This is a genomic window from Paenibacillus harenae DSM 16969 (assembly GCF_000422465.1).
Classification (GTDB): Bacteria; Bacillota; Bacilli; order Paenibacillales; family Paenibacillaceae; genus Pristimantibacillus; species Pristimantibacillus harenae.
The window spans coordinates 1,562,178-1,579,040 of sequence record NZ_KE383842.1; the positions used below are offsets into that span (position 1 = coordinate 1,562,178).

Here is a 16,863-nt window from a genome sequence, read left to right on the forward strand (position 1 = left end):
TTGGAGGCGTTTAAATAGAGATGATCTCAAATATTGCATGAATTTGTGTCGAATCGCGCTGATTGGACGCAGAAAAAAAGCATGTGCTCGCCCGGGAAAACAGGAAGCGCACATGCTTGTATGTCATTTGCGGTTTATTTACCGAAGGATTGGGGATCTTTCCGCCAGGAATGCAGCGCATTCACGTCACCAGGCGCAACCTTGCCCAGCTGAGCGGCCGTTTCAATAAGCGTACTGTAGTTGGATAAGGTAGCCAAAGGCATGCGTTCAGCCGCGAATGCAGCCGCCGCCATGTCGAATTCGTACGTGAAGATGGCAAGCACGGCGGAAACCTCCGCTCCCGCTTCGCGAACGGCGAGCGCCGCCTTCAGGGAGCTTCCTCCGGTCGAGATTAAATCTTCGATAACAACAACCTTTTGTCCGGGCAGAATACGACCCTCGATCTGGTTCTGCTTGCCATGGCCCTTCGCTTTGTCGCGAATATAGGCCATCGGCAGATTCAGCTTCTGCGCGACCCATGCGGCATGCGGAATCCCGGCTGTAGACGTTCCCGCTATAACCTCGGCATCCGGATAGTTCTCACGGATGATCGATGCAAAACCCTCCGCGACAAGATCGCGGATCGCAGGATAAGTCATCGTCAGACGATTATCGCAATAAATCGGCGATTTGATTCCGGACGTCCAGGTGAACGGATCGTTTGGCCGCAGCGTTACCGCTTCGATTTCAAGCAAGCTCTTCGCAATTTCCTTCGGCAGTTCCGCCACTGTCAGTTTACTCATTAGAAATCAGCTCCTCAATAATGGATTCTAGCGCAGCGCGCGGCTGCTTGGCCGTCGTTATCGGCCGGCCGATAACCATAAAATCCGTTCCTTGCTTCAAGGCATCGCCCGGCGTCATAATCCGGGATTGATCGTTTACGTCCGATCCGGCCGGCCTGATGCCAGGCGTTACGGTTTGGAACGAAACCCCGCATGCCGATTTAATGGCTGCGACTTCAGAAGGCGAAGCGACAACGCCGTTCAGCCCGGACGCTTTCGCCAGCTGTGCGTAGCGGAGCACCGCTTCTTCGACTGTGCCCGAAATGCCGATTTGCTCGTTAAGCATCGATTGGCTTGTGCTTGTTAAATGCGTTACGGCAATTACGGCAGGCCTGCGCTGCCCGCTGCCTGCCCATGCGGCATCCACGCCTTCCAGCGCCGCTTCCATCATCGCGCCGCCGCCTGCGGCATGAACGTTGAACATATCTACCCCAAGCCTGGTCACGCTGTTCGCTCCGCCTTTGACCGTATTCGGAATATCATGCATCTTCACATCGAGAAACACGTAGTAGCCCCTCTTCTTCAAGCTTTCTACGAAGGAAGGTCCCGCAGCATAAAATAATTGCATCCCTACCTTCATATAGCAAGGAATCCCTTCCAGCTCCGCGATTAGACGTTCCGCTGCGGCCGCATCCGGATAATCCAGCGCAACCATGATTTTCCCAGCCGCTTGTTCACTTGTCAGCTTCAATCGGTATCTCCCCTTTTTCCCTGTCAAATGGCATAATAAACGGCCATACGCGCGTCTCCCTCGCCTCTCCCAAGAATTAGGAGGGCGGGAAGCAGCTGACGCTGGCCGTGCATATAAGCTTTTCTTACTTCTTCTGCGGCACAGGCATCGAGCGCGAGGAGAAGTTGATCGTTTCCAGCATCACAAGCAGCGCGCGCACCGTATCCAGCGATGTCATACAGACGACGCCGTTCTCAACCGCTTCGCGGCGGATCCGGAAGCCGTCGCGTTCAGGCGTTTTGCCTTTCGTTAACGTATTGACGACGAAGTGCGCCTGGCCTTCGCGAACGAGGTCCAAAATATTCGGCGAGCCTTCGCTCAGCTTGTTCACGGTTGTGACATGAAGCCCGGCCGCTTCAAGCACGGCTGCCGTTCCGCCGGTCGCAATAATTTTGTAGCCGAGATTATAGAAGCCGCGGAGAAGCTCCGTCGCTTCTTCTTTATCTTTGTCCGCTACCGTTGCGATAATGGCCCCGGAGGTAGGGATTTTCATGCCTGCCCCAATCAAGCCTTTGAACAGCGCCTTCGCATATTTCACGTCGCGTCCCATAACCTCGCCCGTCGATTTCATCTCAGGCGTCAGCGTCGGGTCAACGCGGCGCAGCTTGGCGAAGGAGAAAACCGGCACCTTAACCGACACATATTCATCCTCCGGCCACAAGCCGTCCGTATAACCAAGCTCGGCAAGCTTCGTGCCTAGAATCGCTTTTGTCGCAAGGTTCGCCATCGGCAGGTTGGTTACTTTGCTCAGGAACGGAACCGTACGCGACGAACGCGGGTTGACCTCAATGACGTACACTTGATCGTTATGAATGACGAATTGGATATTTACAAGACCGATTACTTTCAATGCTTTGGAAATGTTGATCGTAATGTCGACGATCTGCTGCTTGATCTCATCGGATAACGATTGCGGCGGGTATACCGCGATCGAGTCGCCGGAGTGAACCCCTGCGCGTTCGACATGCTCCATGATACCGGGAATCAGAACCGTTTCGCCGTCGCAAATCGCGTCAACCTCCGCTTCTTTGCCCAGCATATAACGGTCGATCAGCACCGGATGCTCCGGATTGATTTTAACCGCAACCTCCATGTAGCCCAGCAGTTCCTCATCGGAGTATACGATCTCCATCGCGCGACCGCCAAGGACATAGGATGGGCGAACAAGCACCGGGTAACCAAGCTTTTGCGCTGTCGCTACCGCTTCGTCGACCGAAGTAACGGTGCTGCCTTCCGGTTGAGCGATGTTCAAACCGCGCAGCAGAGCTTCGAATTTCTTGCGGTCTTCCGCCGCGTCGATGCTCTCCAGGCTGGAGCCGAGAATGCGCACGCCGGCCTTCGCCAGCGGAGCGGCAAGGTTGATTGCCGTCTGGCCGCCGAATTGGACGATTACGCCAAGCGGCTTCTCCTGCTCGATAACATTCATAACATCCTCGAAGAATAACGGCTCGAAGTACAAGCGGTCGGACGTGCTGAAGTCCGTCGATACCGTCTCCGGGTTGTTATTGATAATGACTGCTTCATAGCCGGCGTTTTGAATCGCCCAAACCGCATGAACCGTCGAGTAGTCGAACTCGATGCCTTGACCGATCCGGATAGGGCCGGAACCGAGCACGAGCACCTTTTGCTTATCCGTTTCGATAACTTCGTTTTCCACTTCATAGGTGGAATAGTAGTACGGCGTCGAAGCCTCGAATTCAGCCGCGCACGTGTCTACCATTTTATAAACCGGCTTTAGATTCAGCTTCATGCGAAGGTCGCGAACATCGTCTTCCGTCGTATGGCTGCCGTTCGGGAAGCCTTCTCGGCGAATTTCCGCAATCGAACGATCGGAGAAGCCCATGCGTTTCGCTTCATACAGCGTTTGCTGCGACAAGGTCGATTCGCCGCGCAGACGATCCTCGAACGCGACAATCGCTTGAATTTTATCCAGGAACCACCAGTCGATCTTCGTCAAGTCCTGAATTTCCTGCAGTTTATAGCCGCGGCGGAATGCTTCCGCCACCAGGAACATCCGCTCGTCGTCCGGCTTCTCCAAACGTGCGCGGAGCACGGTATCTTCAAGCGAGGACGCATCCTTCAAATGAATGCGGTGCGTACCGATTTCAAGAGAGCGAACCGCTTTATGGATGGACTCCTCGAAAGTGCGTCCGATGGCCATAACCTCGCCGGTTGCTTTCATTTGCGTTCCGAGCTTACGGTTCGCGTTAATAAACTTGTCAAAAGGCCAGCGCGGGATTTTCGAAACGATATAGTCAAGCGTCGGCTCGAAGCAAGCGTAGGTTTGGCCGGTGACCGGATTAACCAGCTCGTCCAGCGTATAGCCGATCGCAATTTTGGCAGCCATCTTTGCGATTGGGTAGCCCGTCGCTTTGGAAGCCAGCGCAGACGACCGGCTTACGCGCGGGTTAACCTCGATGACGTAGTATTGATAGCTGTGCGGATCAAGCGCGAACTGCACGTTACAGCCGCCTTCAATGTTCAGAGCGCGAATAATTTTGAGCGATGCCGATCGAAGCATTTGGTACTCGCGGTCGGAGAGCGTCTGGCTCGGCGCTACAACGATACTGTCGCCCGTATGCACGCCGACGGGGTCGAAATTCTCCATATTGCAAACGACGATACAATTGTCGTTCGCATCGCGCATAACCTCGTATTCCACTTCCTTCATGCCTGCGATCGACTTCTCAATCAGGCATTGGCTGATCGGGCTGTAACGGATCCCGGAAGCAACGGTCTCGCGCAGCTCTTCCTCGCTTGCGCAAATGCCGCCGCCCGTACCGCCGAGCGTATAAGCCGGGCGTACGATGATCGGATAGCCGATTTGGTTAGCAAAATTTACAGCTTCCTCAACCGTTGTAACGATGTCGCTGTCCGGAACCGGCTGCTCGAGCTCACGCATCAGGTCGCGGAACAGGTCGCGGTCTTCCGCTTTCTCAATCGCCGTCAACTGCGTGCCAAGAAGCTTCACATTCTCGCGTTCAAGAACGCCGGCGCGCGCAAGCTCAACCGCCATATTAAGACCGGTCTGGCCGCCAAGCGTCGGAAGCAGGCCGTCAGGACGCTCTTGCCTGATGATTTGCGATACAAAATCAAGCGTGATCGGCTCGATGTATACTTTATCTGCCATGTTCGTATCGGTCATAATCGTAGCCGGGTTACTGTTAATCAGGACAACCTCATAGCCTTCTTCTTTTAAAGCTTGGCAAGCCTGCGTGCCGGCATAATCGAATTCAGCCGCCTGTCCGATGACGATCGGGCCGGACCCGATCACGAGAATTTTTTTGAGTTCATTATTTTTGGGCATACTGAAGCTCTCCTTTCAACGTCTCCGATAACACAGCCTGACGAGGTTTTTGCGGGTTGTTCTTCTTGTGCGTACGGATCATTTGCAGGAAGTCATCGAACAAGTAGCCCGAATCAAACGGACCTGGCGCCGCCTCCGGATGGTATTGCACGGAAAACGCCGGGAACGCGTTATGCTTCAGACCCTCGATGGTACGGTCGTTATTATTAATGTGCGTCACGGACAGCTGCGTGTTAAGAACGGATTCCTCAAGCACCGTGTAGCCATGGTTTTGAGAAGTGATGAAACAGCGGTTGGTAGCCAGTTCTTTAACCGGATGGTTGCCGCCGCGGTGGCCGAATTTCAGCTTCGTCGTATCAGCGCCGCAAGCGAGAGCGAACAGCTGGTGGCCTAAGCATATGCCGAAGATCGGATATTCGCCGAGCAGCTCGGAAATCATTTTGACGGCATAAGGCACGTCTTTCGGGTCTCCAGGGCCGTTCGACAATTGAATGCCGTCCGGAGCGAGGCGTCGGATTTCATCAGCGGTCGTATCGTGCGGAACGACGACCACATCGCAGCCGCGCTTCGTCAGTTCGCGAAGGATTCCGCTTTTTGCGCCGAAGTCAACCAGCACGATGCGCTCGCCTTGGCCCGGACTTGAGAACAAATGCGTCGTAGAAGTGCGCGCGACTTGGTCCGTCATCAGCTTCGATCCGTTAAGACGCTCAGCGAGCTCTTCCACATGCTCATTGCCCGTTGTGATCAAGCCTTTCATCGTCCCGTAATGACGCAGCTTGCGAGTCAGCATCCTTGTATCGATATCGCTGATGCCCGGAATTCCGTATTCCTTCAACAGCTGCCCGAGCGAGTATTGGGCGCGCCAGTTGCTTGGCACCTCCTCGTGACGGCGTACGACAAAACCGTGAATGAAGGGGCGAACCGCCTCGAAGTCGTCGCGCGTAATGCCGTAGTTCCCGATAAGCGGGAAGGTCATCGTAACAATCTGGCCGCAATAGGACGGATCCGACAATACTTCTTGATAGCCCGTAATTCCTGTATTAAAAACGACCTCGCCCATCATTTGCGCTTCAGCGCCAAACGAAAGGCCCGTAAACAACGTTCCGTCTTCCAACAATAATCTTGCTTGCATCCGTTTCACTCCTCAGGTGTTGATTTATTCCCTATATAGGATCTGGCTATTGTCAGTTGTTACCTGTTAGTTCTCAGACCAGACAACCGTACCGTTTACGATCGTCGCTACCGGCCAGCCGCTAAGCTTCCACCCTCCGAAAGGCGTATTGCTGCTCTTCGAGGCAAAGGTGCTCGGATCGACCGTGCGTTCGCTGTTCAAATCGACGATTGTAATATCAGCGGGCATGCCCTGCTCCAATCGGCCTTCCCGCAAGCGGAATACGCGGGCCGGGTCCGAAGTCATTCGTTGAAGAAGGAAGCCTAGCGTCCATTTGCCTGTCTGCACGAACTTCGTGTACAGCAGCGGAAAAGCCGTTTCGAAGCCGACGATTCCGAATGGCGCAAGCTGAACGCCTCGCGCTTTCTCCTCCGCGCTGTGCGGCGCATGATCGGTGACGACCATATCGATCGTGCCGTCCTCCAGCGCTTCGATAACCGCCTCGACGTCGCGCGGCGTGCGAAGCGGCGGATTCATTTTCCAATTCGCGTCCTCAAGTCCCGGAATATCCTCGTCCGACAGCAGCAGGTGATGCGGGCATACTTCAGCGGTTACACGCACGCCGATTTGCTTCGCAAGCCGGATGAGCCGAACCGACTGCTCGGTGCTTACATGGCATACATGGTAGTGAACGCCGGTCGCTTCCGCGAGCAATACATCCCTGCCGACATGAATGGCTTCCGATTCATTCGGTATGCCCTTCAAGCCGTGCTTGCGGGAAAACTCGCCTTCGGATGCCCAAGCGCCTTCAACCAGCGAATCATCCTCGCAATGGGCGATAATCGGCATATCCATCGATTTGGCCAGTGCCATGGCATTCTTCATCATTTGCGCGTTTTGAACGCCGACGCCGTCATCCGTGAAGCCGATGGCTCCGGCTTCCTTCAACGCGGCGAAATCCGTCAGCTCGCGGCCAAGTTCGTTCTTGGTAATAGCCGCATATGGAAGCACCTTCACGATGCCGTCCTTTCCGGCTTTATTCGTAATGTATCGGACGGTTTCAGGCGTGTCTGTAACCGGACGCGTGTTCGGCATGCATGCGATCGTCGTAAAGCCGCCCTTAGCCGCGGATCGCGAGCCTGAAACAATGTCCTCTTTATGTTCAAAGCCCGGGTCGCGCAGATGTACGTGCATATCGATGAAACCGGCGGATACGAGCTTCCCGCGAGCGTCGATGACCTCTGCGCTGCCGGTATCGGGTAGAGCCGATCCGTCTGCGATTTCTTCGATAATGCCGTTCGCAAGTCGGATATGCTTGCTCTCCAGGCTTCCGGAAGCTTCGTTCCATACGTTACCGTTTATAATCCATAATGACATTGTTTGTTCACCCTCCGGAATTATTCGGTTTATGTTAAATTAGCTGAGCGCCCGTTCGATAACTGCCATCCGGACCGGAACCCCGTTCTCCATTTGCGGGAAGATTCTCGATTGCGGATGCTCGACAAGCTCATCGTCTATCTCTACATTGCGGTTAATCGGAGCAGGGTGCAAAATGATCGCATGCTCGGCAAGCTTTGCCGCCCGCTGGACAGTCAAGCCGTACTGCTCGCGGTAGCTCTCCGCCGAGCTCAACATACCGCTCTCATGCCTCTCCAGCTGGACTCGGAGCATCATGACAACATCCGATTTTATGGCTTCATCTATGGAGATGTAAGGCGCATCAAGCTCAGAAGCCTGCATGTTCGGCGGCGAGCAGAATCTCACGTTCACGCCGAATTTCCGAAGCGCCCACAAGTTCGATCTCGCTACGCGGCTGTGCAGAATATCTCCGACAATCGAAACCGACAGCCCCTTGAGCTGGCCAAAATGTTTGCGCATCGTGTAGAGATCGAGCAGCGCTTGCGTCGGGTGTTCGTTGTTCCCATCGCCGGCATTAATGAGCGGCACTTTAATCTTCGCAGCAAGCTCTGCCAGAACTCCGATCGGCTTCAAGCGGATAATACCGACGTCAATCCCCATTGACTCCAATGTCCGCACCGTATCATAGATCGATTCGCCCTTTTGTACGCTGGAAACCGCAGCCGAGAAGTTAAGCACTTCCGTTCCAAGCCTTTTCTCCGCGACCTCGAAGGAAAATCTCGTCCTCGTGCTGTTCTCAAAAAACATATTGGCCGCGAATTTTCCCTGCATCGCCTGGTGAACTTTAACGGGATGATTCTCCCAGAATGCCGCTCGATCCAATATCGACTCGATCTCATCCTTGCTTAGTTCCTTTAATCCGAGCAAACTTCGCTGCTTCAGCTGCGTCATCGTCATCCGGCCTGCCCCCTATGGTTAATAATCGTTACTTGATCGACAAGATCAATTTCAGTCAGAGCGACTTCAATTTGCTCCTGCTTCGAGGTCGGAACGTTCTTGCCGACGAAATCCGGCCGGACCGGCAACTCCCGGTGTCCGCGGTCAACGAGCACGGCAAGCTGTATGCTTTGCGGCCGTCCGCAATCCATTAGCGCATCCATAGCCGCGCGGATTGTCCGCCCGGTGTAGAGCACATCGTCAATCAAGATGATTCGTTTGTCCTGCACCGTAAACGGCATGCCCTCATAAACTCCGTTGGCGGCTGCCGCTTCGTTGTCTGCGGAATCCGTGCTTTTGCGGTCGTCGCGATAACGGGTAATATCCAGCTCGCTTACCGGCACGGGTTTGCCTTCGATTTCTTTAATCCGTTCCGCGATCCGCCCTGCGAGGTAAACCCCTCGCGTGCGGATCCCGACGATTACACAATCGTCGATCCCTTTGTTTTTCTCTACGATTTCGTGAGCAATTCGCGTTAATGCGCGGCGAATCGCCGTTTCATCCATGATGACCAGATGCTCTTCCTCCGTCATTCCCGCTGTCTCCCTCCGTAATTACCTGCCCGGTTGCGGCAAAAAAAAGCTCCTTGCGTCGTTCGCAAGGAGCTTGTGATCAGTCATGAAAAGATTTGGGTGCATGCCGTCGAAGCTTTCGTCACAGAAAGCCCGCAGTAGGATGTCCCATTTCTTCTCTTCTATTGACTTGTTGTTCACGCTACCTTGCCAGCCTCACGGGACTGAGTTAAAGGTACTGCTGTTTATCAAAGGAATTATCCCACGTTCGACAAAACTTGTCAAGCGTAAACGTTAATTTATGCATGTTTATGCATATGCTTAGTGTGGTTAATTCCCATGCAGCTATGCATGGATTGCCATCGTTTCAATCGAATATACAATCACAATTTCATTGATACAGATTGTTACAGACTAAGCTTACGGATTCTTTCAACCGCTTTCTCCGTATTCTCGCGGCTTCCGAAAGCCGTAAGGCGGAAATAGCCTTGACCGCTCTGACCAAAACCGACGCCTGGCGTACCGACGATGTTCGCTTCGGACAGCAGCTTGTCGAAGAACGACCAGGAATCCATGCCGTTTGGCGTTTTCAGCCAGATATACGGAGCGTTTACGCCTCCGTACACTTCAAGGCCGATCGAAGCCAATCCATCCCGGATAATAGCTGCGTTCGTCATGTAGTAATCGACTAGTTCCTTGATTTGTTTCTTGCCTTCTCCGGAGTAAATCGCTGCCGCTCCGCGCTGCGTCACATAAGACACGCCGTTGAACTTCGTTGTGTGGCGGCGGTTCCACAGGTCATTGATCAGCACTTCGTTACCGGAAGCGTCCAAGCCTTTCAGCTCGCGCGGCACAACCGTATACGCGCAGCGTACGCCGGTAAAGCCGGCTGTCTTGGAGAAGCTGCGGAATTCAATCGCCACTTCGCGGGCGCCTTCGATTTCGTAGATGCTGTGCGGCACATCCTCTTCTTGGATGAACGCTTCATACGCCGAATCGTACAAAATAATGCAGTTGTTTGCTCTTGCGTAATCCACCCATACCTTCAGCTCTTCCTTCGTCAGCGTCATCCCGGTCGGGTTGTTCGGGTAGCACAAGTAAATAATATCCACCTTGCGGTCAGGCAAGCTCGGCTTGAAATTATTTTCCGACGTGCATTCCAGGTAAGCGATATTCTCGTAGCGCTTTGTATCTTGATTGTATTTACCGGAACGGCCGGCCATTACATTCGTATCCACATAAACCGGGTAAACCGGATCTTGCACCGCAACGATGCTGTTCTCGCTGAATATCTCTTGGATGTTGCCGACGTCGCATTTCGATCCGTCGCTTACGAAAACTTCGTTCGAAGCGATCTCGATGCCGCGTGCTTTATAGTCATTTTCGATAATCGCTTGAATTAAGAAATCATAGCCCTGCTCCGGGCCGTAACCGCGGAAAGAACCGGGGGAAGCGAGCTCGTCCACCGCGCTGTGCATTGCGTTCAAAACGGCGTCCGGCAAACCGCGCGTTACATCGCCGATCCCGAGGCTGATAATTTCAGCATTCGGATTTTCTTGAATAAACTTCGTGCGGCGCTTCGCAATTTCAGAAAATAAGTAGCTGCCCTGCAGCTCCAAATAATTTTGATTAATAGCCGTCATTTAGATGTCACCTATCCTTAATTCTTCATAATTTTCTACCGTTAATGTTTAGAATATCGTACTTCCCGCTTCGAAATAATGAATAAAGTGGTGAAAAGTTTGCACTATTTACTACCTTAACCGCAAGCTGTTCAGCACATGCTCGAAATCGGCCGGCAGCGGCACCTCGAATTGAAGCCTTTCACCGCTTCGTGGGTGAGTAAAGCCAAGCGCCGCCGCATGCAAAGCTTGTCCGTCCAAGGCAACGGTCTTATTCCGCCCATACACGGGATCGCCGGCAAGCGGATGCCCGATATACTTCATGTGAACGCGAATTTGGTGGGTGCGGCCGGTCTCCAGCTGCAATTCCACAACCGTGTAGTCGCCTAGACGCTCCATGACGACAAAGTGGGTTACCGCATGCCTGCTGTTGCGCTCCGTTACCGTATACATCTTGCGGTCATTCGTATCGCGGCCGATCGGGGCGTCGACGGTGCCTTGATCATGAGGCAAATTACCGTGTACAAGAGCAATATATTTTCGGGTGACGGAATGCTCCTTCAATTGCTCCGCAAGCGAAATATGGGCAAGATCGTTTTTGGCCGCCATCAAAAGCCCCGTCGTGTCCTTATCGATCCGATGAACGATACCCGGACGGATCATGCCGTTAATGCCCGACAAATCCTTGCAATGATGCATCAATGCATTCACTAAAGTGCCGGATGAATGGCCGGGTGCCGGATGAACGACCATTCCGCGCGGCTTATTCACGACGATAAGGTCCGAATCCTCATAGAGGATCTCGAGCGGTATCGCCTCAGGCATAATCGCCGCATCCTCCGGTTCCGGAATTTGAAGCAAAACACGGTTATCGGCCGCAACCTTGTAATTGGCTTTAGCCGGCTTGCCGTCAACCTCTACGGCGCCTGCCCTAATCCATTCCTGCACCTGCGTACGCGATACGGCGGCATCGTCCAAGCTGTCAGTTATATATTTATCCAACCGTTCGCCGGATTGCTCCGCGCCTACTGTCCACTCCAATGCGTCTTCATTAAACGGGCTGCTGTTCATGATTGTTAGATTCCTTGTCCTCTCCGTTATCCATCGTTTTCTTCTCGTCCCTGGCAGCTAGCAGCGTATCGATTAAAATAAGCGCAACGCCGCAAACGATCGCGGAATCCGCCACGTTAAAAATCGGGAACTGGTAGCTTCCAAAATTAAATTGGAGAAAATCGACTACTTCGCCGAAACGGGCGCGGTCCAGGAAATTGCCGATTGCTCCTCCAAGCACTAAGCCGAGTCCAATCAACAGCCAAGGCTTGGCCGTCTTGCGAACGACTTGAATATACCAGATGATGCCGGTCAGGATAACGATCGTAATAATGATGAAAAACAACCGCTGCCCTTGCAAAATGCCGAATGCGGCTCCGCTGTTGCGATGCGAGGTAATGAGAAAGAAATTGCCGATTACACTGATTTGTTCGCCCAGCTCTAACTGCGTTGCGATAATTTTTTTCGTTACATAATCAAGAATAAACACGAGTAAAGCGATCCCGTAATAATAGTAACGCATCCTATCACTCCTAAGTGCACTCCAATTTTATCATGTTATTTGATTGTATCATATCGTACGGAATAAGAGCCAGCGCTTGCCACTTTCCCTTCCATAGAAGTCCATACTGAAAAAGGCCGCTGTGGCAAAAGCTAATAAGGCAATTTTATTATCGAAAGGACGGTGTGCTCCGCATGACAACGATGAACGGCTCTCAGCTTCAATTGCTTCGGGACCGATTGCTGAACGATCAGCATGATATCGAACGGCGGCTTGCGGAAAACGAACATTACGGACTTGCAAGCTCCCTTCGGGATGATACGGGCGAGCTGTCCCCCATTGATAATCACCCTGGCGATACGGCAACGGAGCTCTATGAGCGTGAGAAGGACATTGCTCTTCTCGAGCAGGAGGATCTTCAATTAAGCCGGATCGATGCCGCGCTTGAAGCGATGAATAACGGAACATACGGCATTTGCAAAGCCTGCGGCGAGGCGATTCCGTTCGAGCGTCTCGAAGCCGTTCCCGACACGCTTTACTGCATCGAGCATTCGCCCAGGCAGCAAATATCGCGCGACCGTCCGGCAGAGGAATCGCTGCTTAATCCGCCTTTCGGCAGAAGCAGTATGGATCAGCAAAGCTCCTACAACGGATTTGACGGAGAGGATGCCTGGCAAATCGTTGAGCAGTGGGGCAATGCAGACTCTCCGGCGTTATCCGAAAACAGGGAAGTCACCGATTATAATCATATGAGCATCGAATACGATGAGAATGACGGATTTGTCGAGCCGATCGAAAGCTTTGTCGCCACGGATATTACCGGACGCCATGTCTCCGTTATCCGAAACAGGGAATACAATCGTTATATGCAAAGCGGCGAAGGCGATCACGGCCTCGAATATGAAGAACTTTACGATAACAAGTAGCTAGTATGTTTTTCCTTCAAGCTGAATTTGTACAATCCGGACGATATCGGCGATGTAGTCCCCGATAATCGGTAAGTTAAGCGCTCCTAATATGCGCAGCACATATAGGATGGTAGCGGCAAAAAAAGTGAAGCCGATCGCGATACCGATGCCCCGCGCCGTTCCGGCAAGCAAGTTTTTCCAAATAAGCGTCCATGGCTTATTAAGCAGCCTCACATAATCGGCGATCTGGGTACGTTCCATATCCTTCGCGATTCCTTGAAGCCGCAGATCAAGCTTGCTTAAGGATGAATGCAATTCCTGTAAATTTTTCGGTTGATCCGGATGATTAGGTTTCATATGAGGCATCCCCTTTCCAAACAATAAAACGAGGTCAGCCTGCCGGCAGCTGCGTCAAGCGGGCATGCTTTTGCTTGGCTGTCAGCTGCCTGCGGGCGGCCTCGTTCATGTTTGACCATTCCCTCTATACTATATCCTTATCCGCGAATGTAAATCCCTATTCCTTTATCTCCGAGCATAACCCTTTCCATTTGCGGCGCGGTCTCATAAGTTACCGTTTGAACCAGCACGTTCTCATGCAGCACCTCGGCAAATGCGTCGAGCGCCGCCCTTAGTTCCGAATCGACATCGAGCACCAGGTCAATCCGTTTCTCGATCGGCAGATCCCGTTTTTTGCGCGTGTCTTGAACGGCGCGGATCACTTCGCGCACCCAGCCCTCTTGCTCAAGCTCGGGGGTAATATCCGTATTGAGCGCAACCGTAATTCCATTGCCGGATGCGGAAGCGAAACCGGACTTCGCCTGCTTCTCGATCAGCAGTTCATCAACCGATACGGCCAGCTGTTCCCCTTCGGCGCTTGTAAAATCAAAGCTGCCGCCGTTAACGATAGCGCGCGTCCGTTCAGCGGTTAAAGCTTTTAGCTCCGCTTGGATCGGACCTACATTTCTACCGTACTTCTTCCCGGCAATCTTTAGATTCAGCTTCAATGTGAAATCCACGAAGCCGCTGTCCGAATTTTGTACGGAGATCGCTTTTACATTGATCTCATCCTTGACGATCTCCTCATAATCCGCAATATTGAATTCGCGGTCAAGCGATACGATAAGCTCTGACAATGGCTGACGCGTCTTGATCCCCGTCTCGTTACGCACGTTGCGCGCCAGCTCGACGATTTGCTTCGCGCTTTCCATATCTCGTTCCAGCATCTCGTCGATCAGAGCGTTGTCCGCCTGCGGATAATCCGCCAGATGCACGCTGCTTTCCCCGCCCAGATTGCGGTGCACGTCATCGGCAAGCAGCGGCGCATATGGAGCGATGAGCCGCGACAGCGTAAGCAGCACGCCTCGAAGCGTCTGGTAGGCCGCTATTTTATCCCCGGAAAGCCCGCTGCCCCAGAAGCGGTCGCGGGAACGGCGGATGTACCAGTTGCTGAGCTCGTCAACGAAATTCTCGATCGATTTCGCCGGATTCAGGAAATCATTCGTATCGAGACCTTTGGTCACAGCGTTGATCAAGCTGTTCAGTCTTGAAATAATCCAGCGGTCGAGCTTGTTATCCGAATTGCTTTCAGGATGGGCGAGATAGTCAAAGCCGTCAATCGATGCATATAGAGCGTAGAAAGCATGCGTATTGACGATTGTGTCAATGACCTTCGACTTCGCTTCCCCTACGATACCGCGCGAGAAACGTTTGCTGTTCCAAGGCGCGCTGTCCGCAAGAAGCGCCCAGCGGAAAGCGTCCGTTCCGTATTCATTAATGATCTCCCATGGATCGATGACATTCCCTTTCGACTTGGACATTTTCTGGCCGTTCTCATCCAAAATATGACCCGTCGAAATAACGGCTTTGTACGGCGCTTTGCCGTTATAAAGCGTGGAAACCGCCAGCAGGCTGTAGAACCAGCCGCGCGTCTGGTCGATCCCTTCGCAGATAATATCCGCCGGATACTGCTCCGCGAATTGGTCGCCGTTCTCGAACGGATGATGATGCTGCGCGAACGGCATAGAGCCGCTGTCGAACCAGACGTCGATCACTTCAGGCGTGCGGGTCATAACCGCTCCTTCGGCGAACGGCGATTTCAGCTTGATACCGTCCACATACGGCTTGTGAAGCTCGATATCCTCCGGAACGTCTCCTACCGCCATGGCGCGGAGATCCGCAATGCTGCCCGGCGAATATTCTTTGCCGGTCGCTTCGCACACCCATACGTTAAGCGGCGTTCCCCAGTAACGATTGCGGCTGATATTCCAGTCCACCAGGTCCTCCAGGAACTTTCCGAAGCGGCCCTCGCGGATATGGCCGGGATACCAGTCCACGCCGTTATTATTGGCGATCAATTGATCCTTGACGGCAGTCGTCTTGATGAACCAGCTTTCCATCGCATAATAAATGAGCGGCGTTTTGCATCGCCAGCAGAACGGGTAGCTGTGCTCATAACGCTCCTTGGAATAAAGCAAGCCGCGCTCGCTCAGCATCTTCACGATGTCGATGTCCAGCTCTGCGTCTTTGACGAACCGACCGGCGAAATCCGTTACTTCTGCGGTGTAACGCCCTGCCAGGTCAACGACGTTCAGCATGCCGATACCGTTCTCGCGCGATACGCGATAGTCGTCCTCGCCGTGTGCCGGAGCGATATGCACGATTCCTGTACCGCTCGCGTCGCTGACGAAATCGCCTGCAATGACGATGTGGCCTTTCTCAACCTGTACGTAACGGAACGGCGGTAAGTAGCTGCGTCCGACCAGCTCCGAGCCTTTCAAGACGGACAGAACTTCATAGTCTTCCTTCAGCACGTTCTCCGCCAGCGCCTCGGCCACAATGAATACTTCGCCGTTCTTGGAAGCACGGACATAATTCAGCTCCGGGTTCACGGCAAGCGCCACATTCGCAGGAAGCGTCCACGGCGTAGTCGTCCATGCCAGGATGGATTCACCCGAATCGCTCAGCTTGAACTTCACGGTTGCGCTTAGATCCTTGACATCTTCATAGCCCTGGGCAACCTCATGCGAGCTAAGGGTTGTCTGGCAATCCGGGCAATAAGGACTTACACGGTGACCGCGGTACAGCAGTCCTTTGCCGTGAATCGTCGATAAAATATGCCATACGCTTTCGATATAAGAGTTCTTCAGCGTAATATACGGATTGTCCAGGTCTGTCCAGTAAGCGATAGCTTCGGTCAATTCGCGCCATTGCTTCTCATACTCGAACACGCTGTCCTTACACTTCTTCACGAACTTCTCGACGCCGTACTCCTCGATTTCCTGCTTGCCCGAGATGCCAAGCTGCTTCTCGACGCCAAGCTCAACCGGCAGGCCGTGCGTATCCCAGCCGGCTTTGCGGACGACGCGATAGCCGGCCATCGTCTTATAACGGCAAATAAAATCCTTAATTACGCGGCCGAGGACGTGACCGATATGCGGCGCCCCGTTAGCGGTCGGCGGTCCTTCATAGAATACGAAATTCGGTTTGCCTTCACGATTCGTAATCGACTTTTTGAACGTATCCTCTGTTTTCCATTGCTCCAATACACGCAGCTCACGGCTGCGGGCGCGTTCCTTCACGTCTACGCGTTGCATTGCTTCAGCCTCCTGTTTGTAAAACAAAAATAAAGCCTCATCCCTATGAGAAGGGACGAGGCTTAGTCGCGTTACCACCCTTGTTCCGCGCGCTTGCAATGACATGGCAAGCTTGTGCATGCAGACGCTTAAATCAAGCCCTGCCTATCGCGGCACCTTAGTCGCGAGCCAAACAGCTCGCGTTCCCTGTAACGGGGGACATCCGTCAGCGCTTATTGCCGCATTCGCAGGTTCGGCGCCGCTTCTCGGAGAGGATATTCCGCAATGGCACACACGCCGGGCTTTCAGCAATCGCCGGCTCTCTGGGGAGTGGTCCAAGAACGTACTTGTTCTCGTCAACGAAGTTTCAATT

General features: G+C 53.2%; 13 protein-coding genes and 1 other annotated feature. Of the genes, 1 reads left to right on the forward strand and 12 read right to left on the reverse strand.

Translation table 11 applies throughout. The features are described from left to right. Positions 1 to 134 precede the first annotated feature (134 nt). The 10 genes from pyrE to lspA all read right to left on the reverse strand — a co-directional run bounded on the left by pyrE (position 135) and on the right by lspA (position 12,031). The gene (pyrE, locus tag H581_RS0117765; protein ID WP_028611195.1) at positions 135 to 782 is read right to left on the reverse strand and encodes an orotate phosphoribosyltransferase; all 648 of its coding nucleotides are present in this window, start codon (positions 780 to 782) and stop codon (positions 135 to 137) included. After that, the gene (pyrF, locus tag H581_RS0117770) at positions 775 to 1,512 is read right to left on the reverse strand and encodes an orotidine-5'-phosphate decarboxylase (protein ID WP_028611196.1); all 738 of its coding nucleotides are present in this window, start codon (positions 1,510 to 1,512) and stop codon (positions 775 to 777) included. The genes pyrE and pyrF overlap by 8 nt, the downstream gene beginning before the upstream one ends. A 124-nt stretch (positions 1,513 to 1,636) precedes the next feature. Next, positions 1,637 to 4,858, reverse strand: coding sequence for a carbamoyl-phosphate synthase large subunit (gene carB / locus H581_RS0117775; RefSeq protein WP_028611197.1), 3,222 nt, complete (start codon positions 4,856 to 4,858; stop codon positions 1,637 to 1,639). Beyond that, positions 4,845 to 5,990: a carbamoyl phosphate synthase small subunit gene (locus tag H581_RS0117780; RefSeq protein ID WP_028611198.1), complete on the reverse strand. Its 1,146-nt coding sequence runs from the start codon at positions 5,988 to 5,990 to the stop codon at positions 4,845 to 4,847. Before H581_RS0117780 ends, carB begins: the two co-directional genes overlap by 14 nt. 66 nt (positions 5,991 to 6,056) lie before the next feature. Next, on the reverse strand, positions 6,057 to 7,346 hold the full coding sequence (locus tag H581_RS0117785; RefSeq protein WP_028611199.1) for a dihydroorotase: 1,290 nt from the start codon (positions 7,344 to 7,346) through the stop codon (positions 6,057 to 6,059). Between the two features lie 39 nt (positions 7,347 to 7,385). Next, a complete protein-coding gene (locus tag H581_RS0117790) occupies positions 7,386 to 8,285 on the reverse strand; it encodes an aspartate carbamoyltransferase catalytic subunit (RefSeq protein WP_028611200.1) in 900 nt (299 codons plus the stop codon). Then, entirely contained in the window at positions 8,282 to 8,857 is a 576-nt protein-coding gene (gene pyrR / locus H581_RS0117795; protein WP_028611201.1) for a bifunctional pyr operon transcriptional regulator/uracil phosphoribosyltransferase PyrR, read from the reverse strand. Before pyrR ends, H581_RS0117790 begins: the two co-directional genes overlap by 4 nt. 386 nt (positions 8,858 to 9,243) lie before the next feature. Continuing rightward, the gene (locus tag H581_RS0117805) at positions 9,244 to 10,479 is read right to left on the reverse strand and encodes an LL-diaminopimelate aminotransferase (RefSeq protein ID WP_028611202.1); all 1,236 of its coding nucleotides are present in this window, start codon (positions 10,477 to 10,479) and stop codon (positions 9,244 to 9,246) included. Between the two features lie 111 nt (positions 10,480 to 10,590). Then, the gene (locus tag H581_RS0117810; protein ID WP_028611203.1) at positions 10,591 to 11,529 is read right to left on the reverse strand and encodes an RluA family pseudouridine synthase; all 939 of its coding nucleotides are present in this window, start codon (positions 11,527 to 11,529) and stop codon (positions 10,591 to 10,593) included. Next, positions 11,510 to 12,031: a signal peptidase II gene (lspA, locus tag H581_RS0117815; protein WP_028611204.1), complete on the reverse strand. Its 522-nt coding sequence runs from the start codon at positions 12,029 to 12,031 to the stop codon at positions 11,510 to 11,512. The genes H581_RS0117810 and lspA overlap by 20 nt, the downstream gene beginning before the upstream one ends. Before the next feature lie 173 nt (positions 12,032 to 12,204). On the opposite strand from lspA, the gene H581_RS0117820 reads away from it, so the two are divergent. Continuing rightward, positions 12,205 to 12,936 (forward strand): TraR/DksA C4-type zinc finger protein, encoded by a 732-nt coding sequence (locus H581_RS0117820; protein ID WP_028611205.1) that lies wholly within the window; start codon positions 12,205 to 12,207, stop codon positions 12,934 to 12,936. Here H581_RS0117820 and H581_RS0117825 read toward each other — a convergent pair whose 3' ends face one another. After that, positions 12,937 to 13,275: a DUF5665 domain-containing protein gene (locus H581_RS0117825; RefSeq protein ID WP_028611206.1), complete on the reverse strand. Its 339-nt coding sequence runs from the start codon at positions 13,273 to 13,275 to the stop codon at positions 12,937 to 12,939. It abuts the gene before it with no gap. 137 nt (positions 13,276 to 13,412) lie between these two features. Beyond that, entirely contained in the window at positions 13,413 to 16,511 is a 3,099-nt protein-coding gene (ileS, locus tag H581_RS0117830) for an isoleucine--tRNA ligase (protein WP_028611207.1), read from the reverse strand. Positions 16,512 to 16,559: 48 nt separating this feature from the next. Further along, positions 16,560 to 16,859: a binding site (T-box leader), on the reverse strand. Positions 16,860 to 16,863 lie beyond the last annotated feature (4 nt).

What these genes read in the sequence shown, in the direction of transcription:
- pyrE (WP_028611195.1), bottom strand. Translation starts at nt 782, where the DNA reads ATGAGTAAACTGACAGTGGCGGAACTGCCGAAGGAAATTGCGAAGAGC.
- carB (WP_028611197.1), bottom strand. Translation starts at nt 4,858, where the DNA reads ATGCCCAAAAATAATGAACTCAAAAAAATTCTCGTGATCGGGTCCGGC.
- H581_RS0117780 (WP_028611198.1), bottom strand. Translation starts at nt 5,990, where the DNA reads ATGCAAGCAAGATTATTGTTGGAAGACGGAACGTTGTTTACGGGCCTT.
- H581_RS0117785 (WP_028611199.1), bottom strand. Translation starts at nt 7,346, where the DNA reads ATGTCATTATGGATTATAAACGGTAACGTATGGAACGAAGCTTCCGGA.
- H581_RS0117790 (WP_028611200.1), bottom strand. Translation starts at nt 8,285, where the DNA reads ATGACGATGACGCAGCTGAAGCAGCGAAGTTTGCTCGGATTAAAGGAA.
- pyrR (WP_028611201.1), bottom strand. Translation starts at nt 8,857, where the DNA reads ATGACGGAGGAAGAGCATCTGGTCATCATGGATGAAACGGCGATTCGC.
- H581_RS0117805 (WP_028611202.1), bottom strand. Translation starts at nt 10,479, where the DNA reads ATGACGGCTATTAATCAAAATTATTTGGAGCTGCAGGGCAGCTACTTA.
- H581_RS0117810 (WP_028611203.1), bottom strand. Translation starts at nt 11,529, where the DNA reads ATGAACAGCAGCCCGTTTAATGAAGACGCATTGGAGTGGACAGTAGGC.
- lspA (WP_028611204.1), bottom strand. Translation starts at nt 12,031, where the DNA reads ATGCGTTACTATTATTACGGGATCGCTTTACTCGTGTTTATTCTTGAT.
- H581_RS0117820 (WP_028611205.1), top strand. Translation starts at nt 12,205, where the DNA reads ATGACAACGATGAACGGCTCTCAGCTTCAATTGCTTCGGGACCGATTG.
- H581_RS0117825 (WP_028611206.1), bottom strand. Translation starts at nt 13,275, where the DNA reads ATGAAACCTAATCATCCGGATCAACCGAAAAATTTACAGGAATTGCAT.
- ileS (WP_028611207.1), bottom strand. Translation starts at nt 16,511, where the DNA reads ATGCAACGCGTAGACGTGAAGGAACGCGCCCGCAGCCGTGAGCTGCGT.